At 54.2% G+C, this 16,364-nt stretch carries 14 protein-coding genes; 6 read left to right on the top strand and 8 right to left on the bottom strand.

Translation table 11 applies throughout. The annotated features are described in order from the left end of the window. Positions 1–65: 65 nt before the first annotated feature. From ACXADJ_RS09505 to ACXADJ_RS09490, 4 genes are all read right to left on the bottom strand, one after another. Positions 66–1,571 (bottom strand): tripartite tricarboxylate transporter permease, encoded by a 1,506-nt coding sequence (locus tag ACXADJ_RS09505; protein ID WP_475065132.1) that lies wholly within the window; start codon positions 1,569–1,571, stop codon positions 66–68. Between the two features lie 8 nt (positions 1,572–1,579). Then, positions 1,580–2,095, bottom strand: coding sequence for a tripartite tricarboxylate transporter TctB family protein (locus ACXADJ_RS09500; RefSeq protein ID WP_028293862.1), 516 nt, complete (start codon positions 2,093–2,095; stop codon positions 1,580–1,582). A gap of 98 nt (positions 2,096–2,193) precedes the next feature. Beyond that, positions 2,194–3,192 carry a Bug family tripartite tricarboxylate transporter substrate binding protein gene (locus ACXADJ_RS09495; RefSeq protein ID WP_475065129.1) on the bottom strand — a complete coding sequence of 333 codons (999 nt, stop codon included), beginning with the start codon at positions 3,190–3,192 and terminating at the stop codon, positions 2,194–2,196. A gap of 26 nt (positions 3,193–3,218) precedes the next feature. After that, a complete protein-coding gene (locus tag ACXADJ_RS09490; RefSeq protein WP_475065127.1) occupies positions 3,219–4,271 on the bottom strand; it encodes a Gfo/Idh/MocA family oxidoreductase in 1,053 nt (350 codons plus the stop codon). A gap of 128 nt (positions 4,272–4,399) precedes the next feature. On the opposite strand from ACXADJ_RS09490, the gene ACXADJ_RS09485 reads away from it, so the two are divergent. The 3 genes from ACXADJ_RS09485 to ACXADJ_RS09475 all read left to right on the top strand — a co-directional run bounded on the left by ACXADJ_RS09485 (position 4,400) and on the right by ACXADJ_RS09475 (position 7,092). Next, positions 4,400–5,311 (top strand): LysR substrate-binding domain-containing protein, encoded by a 912-nt coding sequence (locus tag ACXADJ_RS09485; RefSeq protein WP_211225107.1) that lies wholly within the window; start codon positions 4,400–4,402, stop codon positions 5,309–5,311. 162 nt (positions 5,312–5,473) lie between these two features. Continuing rightward, positions 5,474–6,247 (top strand): VOC family protein, encoded by a 774-nt coding sequence (locus tag ACXADJ_RS09480; protein ID WP_475065124.1) that lies wholly within the window; start codon positions 5,474–5,476, stop codon positions 6,245–6,247. After that, positions 6,247–7,092, top strand: a complete 846-nt coding sequence (locus tag ACXADJ_RS09475) for a sugar phosphate isomerase/epimerase family protein (RefSeq protein ID WP_475065122.1) — start codon at positions 6,247–6,249, stop codon at positions 7,090–7,092. The genes ACXADJ_RS09480 and ACXADJ_RS09475 overlap by 1 nt, the downstream gene beginning before the upstream one ends. Before the next feature lie 102 nt (positions 7,093–7,194). Here ACXADJ_RS09475 and ACXADJ_RS09470 read toward each other — a convergent pair whose 3' ends face one another. The 3 genes from ACXADJ_RS09470 to ACXADJ_RS09460 all read right to left on the bottom strand — a co-directional run bounded on the left by ACXADJ_RS09470 (position 7,195) and on the right by ACXADJ_RS09460 (position 10,022). Further along, the gene (locus tag ACXADJ_RS09470; protein ID WP_475065120.1) at positions 7,195–8,466 is read right to left on the bottom strand and encodes a TRAP transporter large permease; all 1,272 of its coding nucleotides are present in this window, start codon (positions 8,464–8,466) and stop codon (positions 7,195–7,197) included. Positions 8,467–8,472: 6 nt separating this feature from the next. Further along, positions 8,473–8,940 carry a TRAP transporter small permease gene (locus ACXADJ_RS09465; RefSeq protein ID WP_028293868.1) on the bottom strand — a complete coding sequence of 156 codons (468 nt, stop codon included), beginning with the start codon at positions 8,938–8,940 and terminating at the stop codon, positions 8,473–8,475. Between the two features lie 71 nt (positions 8,941–9,011). Further along, a complete protein-coding gene (locus ACXADJ_RS09460) occupies positions 9,012–10,022 on the bottom strand; it encodes a DctP family TRAP transporter solute-binding subunit (protein WP_028293869.1) in 1,011 nt (336 codons plus the stop codon). A 622-nt stretch (positions 10,023–10,644) separates the two neighbouring features. Here ACXADJ_RS09460 and ACXADJ_RS09455 point away from each other — a divergent pair. Continuing rightward, positions 10,645–11,496 (top strand): shikimate dehydrogenase family protein, encoded by an 852-nt coding sequence (locus ACXADJ_RS09455; protein WP_475065118.1) that lies wholly within the window; start codon positions 10,645–10,647, stop codon positions 11,494–11,496. 177 nt (positions 11,497–11,673) lie between these two features. Continuing rightward, positions 11,674–12,993 (top strand): YdgA family protein, encoded by a 1,320-nt coding sequence (locus ACXADJ_RS09450; protein WP_475065116.1) that lies wholly within the window; start codon positions 11,674–11,676, stop codon positions 12,991–12,993. A gap of 164 nt (positions 12,994–13,157) precedes the next feature. On the opposite strand, the gene ACXADJ_RS09445 is transcribed toward ACXADJ_RS09450, so the two are convergent. Beyond that, a complete protein-coding gene (locus ACXADJ_RS09445) occupies positions 13,158–15,008 on the bottom strand; it encodes a bifunctional sugar phosphate isomerase/epimerase/4-hydroxyphenylpyruvate dioxygenase family protein (protein ID WP_475065114.1) in 1,851 nt (616 codons plus the stop codon). Positions 15,009–15,397: 389 nt separating this feature from the next. Here ACXADJ_RS09445 and pcaQ point away from each other — a divergent pair, with 389 nt between their 5' ends. Next, positions 15,398–16,360 carry a pca operon transcription factor PcaQ gene (gene pcaQ, locus ACXADJ_RS09440; RefSeq protein WP_475065112.1) on the top strand — a complete coding sequence of 321 codons (963 nt, stop codon included), beginning with the start codon at positions 15,398–15,400 and terminating at the stop codon, positions 16,358–16,360. The last annotated feature ends 4 nt before the right edge of the window (positions 16,361–16,364 follow it).

The following is a 16,364-nucleotide window of genomic DNA, read 5'->3' as shown; positions in this document are numbered from 1 at the left end:
AAAACGCCTCGCAATGCGAGGCGTTTTTGTTTGTTTTGGATGCTATCTTGATAGCTCCGCTGGGATCAACTGCGGCTCAGCTTGGGCTTCAGCCACTTGGTCCAGATCGGCGTTTGCGAGATAAAAATCAGGCAGATAGCGACGAACAGAACGATCGACAGTGGACTGGCAAACAGGTTTACGAACAATGAACCCATGTCTTCGCGTTCCGACATGATGGCGCGACGCCAGTTCTCATCAATCAGTCGGCTCAGAATTACGCCCAGAATGACCGGACCCACCTGATAACCGTACTGCTTCATAAAGTAGCCCAGCACACCAAAGCCCAGCATCCACCAGATATCGGCAATCGAGTTGTTGATGGCGTAGGCACCGACAATCGACAGCAGGAAGATCAGCGGGATCAGAATGCCTTTTGGCATCTCAACGATCTTGGCGAACAGCTTGATGCCGGTCAGGCCAAAGATCAGTACAAAGATGTTGGCCAGTGTCAGGTTGCCGACGGTGAACCAGAACATATCTGGCTGCTCAGTCAGCAGCATTGGACCCGGGTTCAAGCCGTGAATAAACAGCGCACCAATGAACACCGCCGTGACGGCATCGCCCGGAATGCCCAGCGTCAGCATCGGGATATAGGCACCACCCACCGCCGCGTTGTTGGCAGCTTCCGGTGCAATCAGACCTTCCTTGGCGCCTTTACCAAACGGCACTTCCGGATTCTTGGTAGAACGTTTGGCCTGATCGTAGGCCATCAGAGCGGCGATATCGCCACCGGTGCCTGGCAGGGAGCCAACAACCACACCAATGGAGGAGCTTTGCAGTGACAGTGGCAGGTACTTCTTGATGTCCTTCCACGACGGTACGATCTTGTCGACTTTCTGCTTGATGGCGGTCTTGTCGAGGTGATGCAGCTGGTTCAGGGCTTCGGCAATACCGAACATACCAATCATCACGGCCACCGGGTTAATGCCGTTCCACAGCTCAACCACGCCAAACGTGAAGCGCTCTTCTGCGGTCAGCGGGTCAAGGCCTACGGTACCAATCAGTACGCCCAGAGCACCGGCAAAAATACCTTTTGAAAGGCTTTCACCGGACAGTGAACCCACCAGCAAAATGCCGATCAGGCCCAGCATCAGGTAATCCCGTGGCTGGAACTTGATGGCAAATTCACTGACAGTTGGTGCGGCGACGGATAGCACAATAATGCCGACAAAACCACCGATGACCGACATCACGGTTGAAAGGCCAATGGCGCGGCCGGCTTCGCCCTTCTGGGCCATCGGGTAACCGTCCAGTGCTGTTGCAATGGCGGACGGTGCGCCCGGAATGTTCAGCAGAATGGCCGTACGGGAACCGCCGTACACACCACCCATGTAAATGCCCACCATCAGACACAGGGCGTTGTTCACTTCCCACGAGAACGTGAAGGAAATCAGAATCGATACCGCCATGGTCACAGACAGACCCGGAATGGCACCAACATAAATACCCAGGAAAGTACCCAGCGCCGTCAGCGCCAGCAGTTCCGGGTTAAGCCACGAGGTGGCGAAATAGGATAATGCTTCCAACATGGTGCTACTCACTCAAACCAGGCTTCAATGACGGCCATGATCTCGCGCTCGGGAATGATCCCTTCCGGCAACACCACAACAAACACAATTCGGAAAATCAGGTACACAAATACCAGCGATACAGCGGCAATCAGCAGCGACTTGCCAATGCCCTTACGGTGCAACAGCTGAATGGTACCGACCAGGAAGACAAAGGCGGTGATGATAAAACCAACGTCTTCCAGCAATACGGCAAAGAGGAAAATAATGCCGATCATCAGTGCCACGGAAAGCGGCAGGATGTGCTCAAAGAAGGCCTTGATCTGGCCCGCTTCGGCAGGACGCTTGAAGTCATCAATCAGGGCAATCACGCAGCTGATTACCATCAGGCCAGAGGCCGCCAACGGCAAGGCTCCGGGGGAGCTCAGGGCGTCGAATCCGGCAATTTCATACGATTGCCAGAACAGGAACAGACTGAGGCCCAGAAACAGGAAACCGAACAGGGTTTCGCCGGGCTTCTTCGGGATGGCTGTATGGTCAGACACGCCTTACCCTCACTACAAATACATGAACAGACATGCACGGAGCCTTGAGCAACTCAAGGCTCGTGCGTTAACAACATCTAACGAATGATCAGCGGGGATTATTCAGGACGTTTGATACCAAACTTCTCTGGCGAGTGCTTGGCGAAGCCGGCGTCATATACCAGCCAGGAGGAAACGGAACGGTAGCTTTCGAGGAAGTCGACAGCTTCCTTGCCGGAAGTACCCATCACGGTGAAGCCACGCTTTTTCATCAGGGCTTTGAAGTCTTCAGACTCAGCACCGGAGTGGAAAGCTTCAGACAGCTTGGCAACGGCTGCTTCCGGAGTGCCTTTCTTAACGAACACACCGAAGAATGGGCCCCATGGCAGGTAGCTCTTCATGCCTGGCAGGGTATCAGTGATTGGCGTAACACCTGGCAGCAGATCGTTGGCAGCAACGTCAACCAGACCGATCACCTTCATACGACCGGCACGGATGTGCTCAATGGCTGCGCCCAGTACCGCTGGCATGATATCAACCGCACCACCTTGCAGAGCGGTCAGAGCCGGGCCGTCACCGTCGTAAGGAATCATGGTGAAGTCCAGTTTTACCTGGGACTGCAGCATGGCCATGACGATGGAAGTCATACCACCTTTACCGGTAGAGCCGGATTTTACCTTGCCCGGGTTGGCTTTGGCGTATTCGATCAGCTCGGCCATGTTGTTGTAAGGCGCATCGTTGTTGGCAACGAAGATCGGCGTACCACGAGCCAGAATGCTGATTGGAATCATGTCGCTGTAGTCGATAGGAGACAGACCCAGCACCTTGTACATCTGTGGGTTTTCCGCACCCATCAGCAGGGTGTAGCCATCGGCCTTGCGGGAGTAGACGTACTTGGTCGCAATTGCGCCAACGCCACCGGTCTTGTTGGTTAGAACGATGTCTTCACCCAACACCTTTTCAGCAAGCGGGCTTACCGAGCGCATAACGGTATCGGTAGAGCCACCGGCACCCCATTGGATAACACCCTGAATGTCTTTGCTTGGGTAGTCCGCAGCCATTGCAGTGGTTGAGGCCAGGGACAGAACTGCCAGCGTGCTGGCCAGGAACTTTTTCATATCGTGCTCCGATTGTTATTGTCGTTTTAAAGAGTACCAGTTATTTCCGGCTTTTCGTGAATTGCAGGTAATACCTGCTGGGTTTTTCCGCTGATTGCGGATCGGAAAATCGCCTGGACGATCTCCAGATTCGTAATAAATTCGGCCGCATCGTTTACCAGAGGACAGTGGTTTTCACCATCCGTACGGGACACTTGCTGACAAAAATAGCGCAACTCACTGTCGGCAGTGCTCATTGGCAGGTTCATCGACAGCGCCACGCTGGTGCGAGTGGCTGGCTGGTTCGGCAATTGGGTCGTGACGCTGATCTGATTGATGGCCACGCTCTCGGACGCCAGGGCATCGGTTTCATGACTGGTCAGCGTCAGGCTGGCATCGTTGCCGGCAGCAAAGGCCAAGCGGAGTTGGCCGCTGGCGGCCGCGGACTGTGGATGGATATTCAGCGGCTGCATATGCTCGGTGCGGATTTCAGCAATTGGACCGGCCAGCTGTCTGACCACCGCCACCATGTGCAGCAGTGGCTGAACATCGGCGCTGTGAAGGCCAAGGTTGATGCGGCTGAATAAAGACTGTGGTGTTGGAAACGCGAGGTTTCCTTCAATGCTGGTGTGCCCGCAAAGACCGCGCTTCAAACGTTCGACCAGTGGATTGAACGGAGCGCTTTGGCTGATGCAGCAGAGGCTGCCGGGCAGCGAGGCTTGAGAATGCAAGGAACGAGTCACTGTGGCGGCATAGCCGAGTTCACGGGCCATATCGAGTGAGGCGATGGCATCACTGTCGATCAGCACCGGAATACCTGCCAGCATCGCCATGGTGGCAGCTTGTGTCACCTCGGCCGCGGTAATAGCGGCTGACGGACAGATCCACAATGCCTTGCACGATGCCCTGTCATCGTCAGAGCGAATCAGCGCGGCAACATCGGCGAACCAGTGGCACTGGTGTTCATCAGCCAGTTCGGCGTGCTGAGCGGTCGGATCGACAATCGCGGCAAGGTGACACTGGTCACTGCGGCGGATGCGCTCTATCTGTGTATGTATGCGCTGATCGTCAGCAAATACGGCAATGGCTACGCTTTTCATACCTGAGTGTGCTTGTATTTATTTCGTTCAGGATTCGAGTCGGTTGATACTAGCCAATAATTAATTGATGATAATTAAGCGTATATTTGAATTATTTTTAACTAATCATGAAGAATCGATGGGAACTCATGGACCTCACGGTGTTCTGCTGTGTGGTCCGTACAGGCAGCTTTTCCAAGGCAGCAGCGGAACTTGGTTACTCGGCAGCGTACATCAGCAAGCGCATTGCCGATCTTGAAACCAAGCTGGGCACACGTTTGTTCAACCGCACCACGCGTTCCATCCAGATTACCCGTGAAGGTGGGGTGGCTCATCGCTGGGCCCAGCAAATTCTGGAATCGGCGGATGCGTTGGAAAAAGAAGTGGCCAGCAGTCAGGAACAGCCGACCGGATCACTGCGGATTGCTACCAGTTTGCGACTGGGGCGTTATCACGTCGGCCCGATTCTTTCTAATCTGGTGAAGGAATACCCGGGTCTGGATGTCTGGCTGGAGCTGGTGGACCGGCGCTTGGACCTGCTGGAAGAAGGCATTGATATTGATATCCGTAACGGCAGCGTTGGCGAGCCCCACGTCGTTTCTCAGCTGGTTCAGAAGTCGAGCCGGGTGCTGGCAGCGGCTCCGGACTATCTGGAGCGTAAGGGCGAGCCGCAAACCATTTGGGATTTGGCCCAGCACGACTGCCTGCTTTATAAGCACGGCGACATTGGCAATGGCTCGTGGCGCATGATGGGCCCCAACGGCATGGAAACCGTGCGGGTGGATGGCCGTCAGTTGCGTTCTCATCACAGCGACATTGCCAAGAACTGGGCGGTAGCCGGCCACGGCATTATCTTGTTGGCAGAATGGGATGTGGTGGACCTGATCCGTGAAGGCAAACTGATTCGGGTGTTACCACAATACAGTCAGCCCGCCGACATTTGGGCGGTCACGCCCATGCGTTCATCCAACTCCGCCCGCATGAAGGTGTGTGTTGATTATTTAATCAGTCATTTGCAATCCGGCCCTTATGCGGTCGAACGTCTCGATGATATTCAGTAATCGACATATAAGTTTATCATATAGTTATATATTGAAGCGTGAAATTGGTTGGATATTCGCGTGAGGCGCGTTAAAAGGCCTGCAATATTTGAAGCAGGTTGGGCCACCGCCTGCAATGGATTACACTCAACCCAGTCGTCGCCATTATGGAGAACCGGATCTGTGATTAACGATCAGCAGTCAACTCAGGTACAGGCCCTCGGGCTTGAATTTATCGAACTGTCTGCGCCGGACATTCAGGCTCTGGAAGCCGATCTCACCCGCCTTGGCTTTGCTGCCATTGCTCGTCACCGTCACAAGCCTGTGGTGCTGTACCGCCAGGGCGACATCAATCTTATTGTTAACGAATCGCCGTCTGGCACACCCAATCAACTGGCTCGCCAATACGGCGTGACGGTATGTGCGCTGGGTATTCTGGTCGACAATGCGCAGCAAGCGTTTCAGACCCTGCAAACCAAAGGCGCCTGGCCGTCGGAAACTTCCGCTGGGGTAATGGAGCTGAACATTCCTGCGATTGAAGGCATTGGTGGTTCACAGATCTTTCTGATTGACCGGGTGCCCAACCGTCCAACCATTTACGACGTTGATTTCCAGCCATTGCCACAACATGCGCTGCCCGCCAACTATCTGGGAGCCGTAACTGGTCTGACCCTGAAAGTGGTGGAAGGGCGTCAGCAAGAGTGGGAAGACTTCTTCCAGCAGTTGTTTGGTTTCAGCAAACAGCCGGACGGCAGCCTGCTGTGTGCAGCTCAGGGCTGGACAATTGATATCTCTGCCGACACGCTGGCTGCCGATGACAACATTGGCGCTGAGCACGTATGTGCTATTCGCTTCAGCGGCGAAGGCCTGCCTGAGTCTGTACAGCAAGACGACAGTGGCAAGGTAATGCTGCAAAGCCAGCAAAGCGCACTGGAATGGTATTGGGAGCAAGCGTAGTGACAGGATCGGTGGTATTGGGGCTTGGTGGACTGCCAGGCGAGTTCGCCGAACGTTTGCAGGCGATTCAGACGGCGGGATTCAAGGGCATTGAGCTGGATGCCCACGACCTGGCCAAAAGCAGTACCAGTATTCGTGATGGTGTTCGGGCGATCGAAGAAAGCGGTTTGCGCGTGTCAGCGTTCAAGGAACTGCGTGATTTTACCGGTCATGTTGGCCATGTGTTTGGCTACCGGATGGAACTGGCCAAAACCAACCTCGACCTGATGGCCCGACTGGGCTGCAAGCTGCTGATTGTGAATCCGTCGGCGTTCAACAAAACCAGCCATATCTCTGATCTGGTAGACCAGCTGCGTGCCGTTGCCACACTGGCGATGAAACGCGGTATTCGCATTGGCTATCGGCCGTTACCCTGGTCCGACCATGCTTACGATCTGGCGTCGGCCTGGAAGCTGATTGAACAGGCTGGTAACGCTAACCTGGGCCTTGTGGTTGACAGTTTTCAGGACCTGACCGAGCTGGACATCAGTAAGGTGTTTCAGCAGGTGCCGGCGGAAAAAGTCTTCCTGATGCGGGTGTCCGATTTCAAAATGAGCTCATTGCACATTCTGGAAGACAAGATCGAAGTCGACGGTCACCAGCGCTTTTTGCCGGGCGCTGGTAACCTGACGGCGGATCTGGCTGGCCTGATCAAGCAAAGCCAGCTGGCAGGCTACGAAGGCGATATCGTGCTCAGCGTCAACGACGAATCCTACCGCCGCAAGGGGTTGCCCGTGACCATGGAGTTAACCTCCGAAGCCCGCGACTGGGTCTTGCAGCAGCTGAATACGGCTTCTGATGACTGATCGTTAGTCTCCGTTATTCCCGAAACACAAAAAAACCGCCGTTCGTGAGAAGGGCGGTTTTTTTGTGCCGGTGGGAAACACCGGCAGCAGGGCTAACGGGTATCAGTATCCGAACAGACGTGGCAGGAAGGTCACGGTTTCCGGAATGAAGGTAATGATCGCCAGTACCAGCAGCTCAACCAGGAACATCGGCATGATGCGACGGGAAATCGCGCCCATACCCACGTTCGCCACCGAGTTGGATACGAACAGGCAAATACCCATCGGCGGAGTGATCAGACCAATCATCAGGTTGAAGATCACCACAATACCGAAGTGCGTTGGGTCGATGCCCAGGCTCATGGCAATAGGATGCAGGATCGGCAACAGGATCAGCATGGCAGCGATACCTTCCAGGAACAGACCCACCACCAACAGGATCAGGTTCACCATCAACAGGAACGCCCATGGCGAATCAATCGACGCCAGTACGTGCTGGCTGATGGTTTGAGGAACCTGAGAGAAGGTCAGCAACCAGTTGGCTGCAGCCACCACGGCAATGATCAGCAGGATCACGGAAGAGTCGCGCATGGCACGGCTGAAAATACCCGGCAGCATGGAAATCTTCAGGCTCTTCAGTACGAACATACCGGCAACCAGTGCATAACCCGCAGCCAGAGCGGCGGCTTCCGTTGGCGTTACGATACCGGTCAGGATCGAACCGACAATGAAGACTGGCATCAGCAGTGGAACCCAGGCGTCAGTGAAGGCCTTAACGCGCTCCTTGAAGCTCAGCTTTGGCTTTTGCTCGGCGTAGTCAGCAGCCACCATACGAACATAGACAGACAGCGCGATGGCCAGCAGCACACCCGGAGCCACACCGGCCAGGAACAGGCCAGGTACAGACACACCGGTGGTGATCAGGGCATAGATGATCACCGGAATACTTGGTGGAATCATCGGTCCAATCACAGACGACGCGGCCGTCAGAGCAGCTGCGAAATCACGTGGGTAGCCTTCTTTTTCCATGGTCGGAATAAATACACGACCCAGCGCGGACGTATCAGCAACTGCAGAACCGGACAGACCGGCAAAAATGACCGATGCCCAGATGTTTACCTGAGCCAGACCGGCTTTCATGTGGCCAACCAGAGCGTTGGCGAATTTGATGATGCGGTCGGTGATACCGGATTCGTTCATCAGCTCACCGGCCAGAACGAACAGCGGAATGGCCAGAATCGCAAATGAGTCGATGCCGGAGAAAACCCGTTGGGCAACCAGCGAAATCTTGAACGGCGTTTCCCAGCCGACGTAACCAACAACGGCCAGAAAGATACCGAACGCAATCGGGGCACCAAGGGCCAGCAGGGCAATAAGAATAATAAAGGCGATCATGGCGAATTATTCCCCTTTTTCCGGATGCGTGAAGTGGCGAACGAGCTTGATCACAGCCGCCAGTGACAGGGTGACACCACCCACCACCATGGCTGCCTGGAAGTAGTACATTGGCAGTCCAGTGCCAGTAGCCACCAGAGCACCACGCTTCATCATGAAGATGTAGCCCGAGTAGCTCAGGATGATCCCGACGGCCAACGCAATGGCGTCGTGCAGCAGATAGATCCAGCGGTGATGGATCTTCGGGGTCAGGCTTTCCAGAAACGTAAAGCGAATGTGGCTGTTGTGCAGGTAGCACAGCGTCATACCGAACATAGCGCCATAGATCATGGCGTACTTGGCAACTTCTTCACTCCACTGGATGGGCATGTTGAGCAGGTAGCGAGACAAGCTGGCTACCAACACCACGCCGAACACAGCGAACAGCGACAGGCCTGTCATAAAGGACAGGAATCGGGTGTAGATGGAAAACATGGGTGAGTACCGGGCAGTTAAAAAAATGCACCGCCGGTGCGGTGCATTTTATGGGTGGTCAAAAAGGGGTCTTACTTGCTGGCTGCTTCGTCAACGGCAGACTGAACGCGCTCAATCCAGCTTGGGTCAACTTGCTTGGACAGCCATTCAACAACCGCTGGCTGGGCAACTTCCTGGAACTTGGCCAGTTGTTCAGCAGTTGGGGTGGTGATGGTCATGCCTTTGGCAGCCAGAGCGGTCAGGCCTTCAGCAGAGTTGATCTGCTGGATAGCACGACCTGTCAGAGCAGCAACCTTGGCGGCACGCGCAATGATTGCCTGATCCTGAGCTGGCAGACCGCTGTAGATGTCGTCGTTGATCAGGAAGAAGTCCGCACCGTATACGTGGCCATCCAGAGTCAGATACTTCTGCATCTCGTAGAACTTGTTGGCGTAGATAACAGAAACCGGGTTTTCCTGACCGTCAACAACACCGGTGGTCAGTGCTGCTGGTACTTCTGGCCATGCGATTGGCGTTGGCTCACCGCCCATGGACTTGACCATCTCAACGTACAGCGGGTTGGTCATTACACGGATTTTCAGGCCTTCCAGATCTTTTGGCTCAGCAACAACACGCTTGGAGTTGGTGAAGTTACGGAAACCGGTTTCGCCGTAAGCCAGAGTGCGCAGGCCGGTTTTGGCCAGACACTGATCGCCCAGCGCTTTACCAAAGTCGCCGTCCAGTACGGACCAGGCAACCGGAGCGGATGGGAACAGGTATGGAATTTCCAGAACACCCGCTTCAGGACACAGACGAGCGTAAGCGCCGGAAACCATGGTCATGGTCAGAGTACCGTCCTGAGCAGACTGAATGGCGTCAGTTTCGCCGCCCAGCTGGCCGGATGGGTAAACGTTTACTTTCAGACGACCAGCGGATTCTGCTTCAACCAGTTCTTTGAAGACCTTGGCAGCAGCGCCTTTTTTGGAAGTCTGCCAGTCAACAGGGTCAACGTGAGCCAGAGTCAGGGTAGTGGCTGCGTAAGCAGGAATAGAAGCAGCGGCGGCAATTACACCAGCCAGCAAGGCTTTGGTCATGGATTTCATAGTCACTTCTCCGATCGGGGTCTCTCAGGACGCCCTGGTTATTTTTATTCAACTGCAATCGGCGGTTTGCGCATTGCGTGTGCTTGCGAATCAGTTCGCAGCTTTCACCCGTTTTGGCGGTCAGATCAATTTGGAGTCAGTGATCGCCAAAAATATAGGGTATTTTTGAAAGCGATGGACACTCTGCGATAGGCTCCCGAAATTGAAAAGTGAGAAATTGGGGAATTTTCATATCGTTTTAACTATATGAAGCCGCCCTCAAGCGGGATTCCCTTGCAGCGCCCGCCATAGGCCGTTTCGGGCCAGGATTTGGATCGCGCTCAGGCAAGCTGTGTTGCACCGGATGACTGCCCGAATAGTGCTATTACTGCACACGTTGCCGCGTTGTAGACGGGAGTGAATGTGTTTTGTATGCCAGTGGTTGACGGAATAGATCTCGGTTTTGGAATGGATCGTCGTTGCAAAATTCATCCAGAGATTCAAGTGGCTGGTGTATCGTCTGTCCGTTTCTGGCACAAGAGGGCACATTCCCATACTGAATGTTGCTATATTTTACGTCTTGCGCCGTGTGCAGTCCCCGCGGTAGGGGTGCTGTGATAACCGGTATTCGGAGAATAATCAGATGGTCAAACTAGGCCTCATCGGCATTTCAATTTCCCAGTCACGTGCTCCATCCCTTCATATGACGCTCGGCGAGATGTTCGACATCCCGGTTAACTATGAACTGTGCGAGCCGGAAACTAATTCTCCGGAAGCCTTTGCTGCCATGCTGCAACGCCTGCGCGATGAAGGCTTTGCCGGTACCAACGTTACTTTCCCGTTCAAAACGCTGGCGGTTGAATACACCAACGAGGTGAATGAGTCCGTTCGCAAAATGGGCGCCACCAACACCCTGCGCCTGAAAGACGGTGTGCAAGCGTTCAATACCGATTACACCGGTTTTGTTCGCGGTTACCAGAGCCGTTTTGGTAACGCCGCGGCTGGCAAGGTGCTGATGATTGGTGCCGGTGGTGTGGGTCGTGCCGTGGCGTTTGGCCTGTTCGACCTGGGCGCCACCGAAGTGCTGATTTGTGACCTCAACCCGGCCAGCGCCGAAGCCTTGGTAACCGCACTGAAAGTTGAGGGCTACAACGCCCGTGTTGTAGCGTTTGCCGACATGGAAGAAGCCTCCCGTGATGTCGATGGTCTGGTGAACTGTACGCCAGTAGGTCATTACAAAACCCCGGGCAGCCCACTGAAAGCCGACTGCATTGGTGGCCAGAACTGGGCTTTTGATGCGGTTTACACGCCGATGGACACCGAGTTCCTGGTGGAATGCCACAAGAAAAACGTGCAAATTGTCTCCGGCTACGACCTGTTCTTCTATCAGGGTTTGGATGCGTTCGAGATCTTCACGGGTCATAAAGTTGAAGACGACCGTGCGGCACTGGAGTTCTTCTCTAACAAGTACAACATCACCTCTTCGCTGTTCTGATCAGCTTCTACTGCTGATTCATAGCGGACCAGAAAAACCGACCTCTTACAGGTCGGTTTTTTTGTACCTGTATTTTAACTTTTATTGATGAAAGTCGTTCTCGTTAACAGACAGACTGGCCAAATTATGCCAAGCTAACGCGCGTTACTTTAATATCCCGATCATAAGGACGTGCAAATGAAATCAGCAGTAGTAGGTGGTGTAGTGGTGGTCCTGGCAGGCGCCGCTGCATGGGGTCAGATGGCCATCAAGGATGCGGTTACTGCTGGCATTGATCAGCAACTGGACCCTGCCTATCTGGCTCAATACGCTGGCATGCCGGTCGATGTTGAGGTGCTCAAGCGCGAAGACGGCCTGTTCGCCTCCACCGGTACAGCACTGATGACCATGAAAGAAAATGGCTTAACCCTCTCTATGGAGATGGATTATGACGTTTCCCACAGCCTGTTGGCTGCTGTCTCCGGCGTTCCCTATCAAGTTGCGATTAGGGATATCAAGGCTGATGTTGAAGGCGACGAAATCAACATCAATGACGAAGTCTGGGATGGCAAGTCGATTAAGATGGCGGGTGTCATGACCGATCTCGAAAGCGGCAACTCCGTGGTAACCCTGCCTGCCATCAACAAGGTGTTCGATGCAGGTACCGATGCTTGGGGTAATTCTCAGCAGTTTGAACTGCTGGTGCCAACCTTCGATATCAATCTGGATATGAAAGACGCCAACAAGGACAGTATGAATTATACCGTCGCGACGTCGTTGACGGACGTAGTGGTCAAAACCGCGGACGGCGAGATGACCTTCAGCACTGTTGATTACCAGCAGTCAACGGAACGCAGTAAAGAGAATATCAACTCCGAAGGCACCTTCACGATTGCCAGTGTGACGACTGAATCGGCCAACCCGATGCAGAACATGGAGATGAAGGGCATTTCCATCAAGGCCCAGATGGATCTGAGTGAGCAGTTGAACTACGAATCAGAATTTCACATTGGCGAAGTCAGCAGCCTGATGGGCGCAGCCAATGACTTTTTCCTGGATAGCCGAATCGCAGGTATTGATGGTGAGCAGGTTCGTGAGCTGATTGCCCTGCTGGAGCAGAGCAACGGTCTTGATCCTCAGGCCAAAACAGAGTCCATGATGTTGTATTTGCAGGAACGTGCCGATGCCTTGCTGGCTCCGGGTCCTGTACTACAGGTGAAGTCCGGTGTGAAGGTTAACGGCGAAAACTTCTACGACGTGGATGGTGAAGCCAACCTCAAGACGGATCAGCTGCCTGCGGACTACTTTGCCCAAATGCTGAACCCGAATGGCATGGCTGATCGTCAGCTGCTGGTTCACTCACTGGCCGCTGAACTGGACGCAAAACTGAGCCCAACGGTGGCCATGATGGCGTCCCAGTTGCACCCGCTGATTGCTGAAAAAGCCTTTAACGGCGAAGACCTGAAGTTTGTGATGAAAGACGGTGTGGTGAGCCTGAACGACGAGCCGTTGTTTTAATTCAATGGTCTACTGTGTGACTCCGCAATACGATTTGAATGGATAAAAAAACCGCCTCAAGTGAGGCGGAAAAGGTGTCGATAATCGAGAGTCGACAGAAACAGGAAGTGTGAATGGCGTGTGGTTGTTTCTCTGGAGGCAACCACGCGCCATTTTTGTTTGGGTCAGGCTTCAGCGCGTGCCTGGGCCGCCAGTCGAATAAAGGCGTTGGCCTCGCCGTAGCGGTCGTAGTTTCCTGATCGCTGCAGCACCTCAATAAAAGTGCCGTTCTGCTCGCGGCTGTAGAAGTGGAAGAATTCACCGTCGTCATTGCGATCGTACAGAATCTGGTTGTCTTGCAGGCGTTCAATCAAGTCCGCAGGCAGCTGGAAGCGGGCATCCAGGTCGCGGTAGTAGTTGGCCGGGATGTCCAGTCGCAGTGATGCCGGAATCGCTGCGGCAGCGGCAAAAATGTCATCACAGGCAAAGGCCAGCTGCTGTACGCCGGAGCCTTTGGTCTTGTCGAGGAAGCGCTGTGCCGACGCGGCGCGGGCCGTCGTCATATTCAGTGGAATACGAATGTTGCGGTCCGGGCTAACGGCTGTACGGCTGACCACCAGGCCGTGCAGGTCCGGCAAGTCCTGGCTTGGCTCAACCGCAAAGTCGAACAGGCTCTTGTAAAAGAACCCGGCAGACAGGAAGTCGACACTGGCAACGGTTTGGCCAATGTGATCGATGCGGGTCAGTCCCGGTTGGCTGGCCGCAGCGTCTTCGCTGTGCTGAATAGGCTCGAAGTCCAGTTCAAAAAAGCGCACCGGCTTGCGCTCTACAAAGTACACCAGACTGTCGCCGACTCCTTTGATGGCAGGAATGTTCAGCTCACCAGGACCTGTCTGGTTGCTGAAACGCTCGCAACCGTAGTCGTCCGCACGTTGCATCACTTTCTTCATCGCAGGTGTGCTGAAGGCGAGGGCGCATACGGAAACGCCGTGGTCTTCAAAGTGCTTGTGCGCCTGGCTTTGCGGCTCGCGATTCAACACCAGATTGATGTTGCCCTGTTGCATCAGGGTCACTTGCTTGGACTTGTGTTGATGGGTTTCGCGGAAGCCCAGCTGCTTGAAGAAATCGACCAGTTGTTCACCGGTATCGTCGGTGATGGCAAATTCCACAAACTCAACGTCGTCGATCAGAGGCTCTGGTTGTGCTGCTTCTGGCTCGGCTGGCAGGTCGCTTTGCTTGTCCAGCCAAATCAGCGAACGAATGCCGTCAGTGGCTTTTTCAAATGGCGACGAGGCGCGGAAATCGTCGTTGAAGATTTCGTGGGACACATAGTCGTCAAAACCTTTGGCCTTCAAGCTGCGCATGAATTCCACCACCGGAAATTCGCCCTGACCCGGGAAGCAACGGTAGTGGCGGCTGTATTGCAGAATTTCCATTTTCATCAATGGTGCGTCAGCCACCTGTACCAGAGCGATTTTGTCTGGAGTGATTTCGCGGTCGAGGGTATCCAACGTGCAGCCACGGGAAAACATATGGAAAGTGTCCAGACCAATGCCCAGATTCGGGTGGTCGACCTTTTTCACAATTTCCCAGGCGTCGTCGTAGTCGGCAATATACTTGCCCCAGGCTAGCGCTTCGTAGGCCAGACTGACACCGGCGTCCTTGGCTATTTCGGCAAAGTCGTGCAGCTGCGCCGCAACCAGCTCGTTGTCATCAATGGCGAAATCCGGCACCACACTGCACACCAGCAAGCGCTGGGTGTTCAGCTCGTGCATGATTTCGAACTTCTTTTGCATGCGGTAAAGGGATTGCTGGTGCATGGCATCCGGCACACCGCCGCCATCGCGGAATGGCTGGAACGCCAGAATGTGCAAACCCAGGTCTTCACACATTTTACGAACGTCGGCAGGGCTGCCGGGAAACTGGGTGAAGTCGTTTTCAAAGATCTCGATGGCGTCAAAACCGGCCTTGGCAGCAGCCTGTAGCTTTTGCTCCAGAGTGCCTGAGATGGAAACGGTGGCCAGAGATGTTTTCATTGTTGTTCCTCGTTAACGCCCGCAAAAGGTGTATCTGCACGGTCTGTTGGACCGCATACGCTAAGCCGGATTGCATCAACACGACAATGAAAAATGCGTTTTTAACTATTCCATAGCGATATGACGACGGCGTCGGTGTTTCCGCTGGCCACTGCCTTGCATCACCAGAGTGCAGGGGAGTGGACGGTGGCGATGAGAGCGTAGTGGGCTGCAAGCCCGCAGCGAGTACGTATGCGTTCAAGTATGAACCAAGGACGCCAGAGTCGTGCTGGATGGCCCGATACATTCCATTTTTTGACCGTTTTTATATTGCTTTTGTGGGGATAATTGTATAAAACGCCCTTTCAAACAAAAAATATCCTATATTTTAATAATTAGAGGGTAGCGCAATGATGGAAAACAGGATCAAGTACCGCCACTTGCAGTGCTTTCTGGAAGTTGCTCGTCAGGGCAGCGTCGGTCGAGCCGCGGATGTACTGGCTCTGACCCAGCCGGCTGTTTCAAAGAAACTGAAAGAACTGGAAGACATGCTTGGCGTACGCCTGTTAGAGCGCAGTAAAAAAGGCGTTGAGCTGACCCAGTACGGCGAGGTGTTTATCAAGCACGCCGGTACCAGCGTGGCGGCTCTGCGTGAAGGTGCCAGCAGCGTGGCGCAGGCCAAACAAAAAGGCCGTGCCCGTTTGTCGATTGGCGTGCTACCAACCGTGGCGGCCTGCCTGATGCCGAAAGTGGTGGAAAAATTCCGCAACGCCGACCTCGACGTTACCCTCAATATTGTCTCTGCCCAGAACACCTTGCTGTTAAGCCAGCTGCGTGTTGGCGAGCTGGATCTGGTGATTGGCCGTTTGGGCGAGCCAGAACAGGTGACGGGTTTGACCTTCGAACATCTGTACTCTGAGCGCGTCAGTTTTGTGGTGCGCCCGGATCACCCGCTGCTGAAGCAGGACTTTGAGCCTGCGGATATCACTCGTTTTCCAGTGCTGTATCCGCCGCAAGGCTCGATCATTTTCAATGCCGTAGAGAGCTATCTGGTGGCGTTGGGGATTGGCTCGGTGCCTGACCGTATTGAAACCATCTCCGATCCGTTTGGTAAGGAATACACCCGTCGTTCGGATGCCGTGTGGATCGTTTCCCGTGGTGTGGTGATGCGTGAACTGGACAGTGGTGAGCTGATCGAACTGCCGCTGAAAGGACAGGAAACCCTTGGTCCTGTGGGTTTGACGGTTCGCTCGGATCGTGTGCCTTCCATGCAGCTGCGTATGTTGATGGAAGCCGCTCGGGAAAGTGCTCAGGAAATTGTGTCTGGTGTGGATTCCCAGGCGGTGGTATTCCCGGAGCGCATTGCCAGCTGACTAT

The sequence above is a fragment of the Oceanobacter sp. ABM4_470 genome (assembly GCF_056158645.1).
This window is presented reverse-complemented; position numbering and strand designations above follow the sequence as displayed.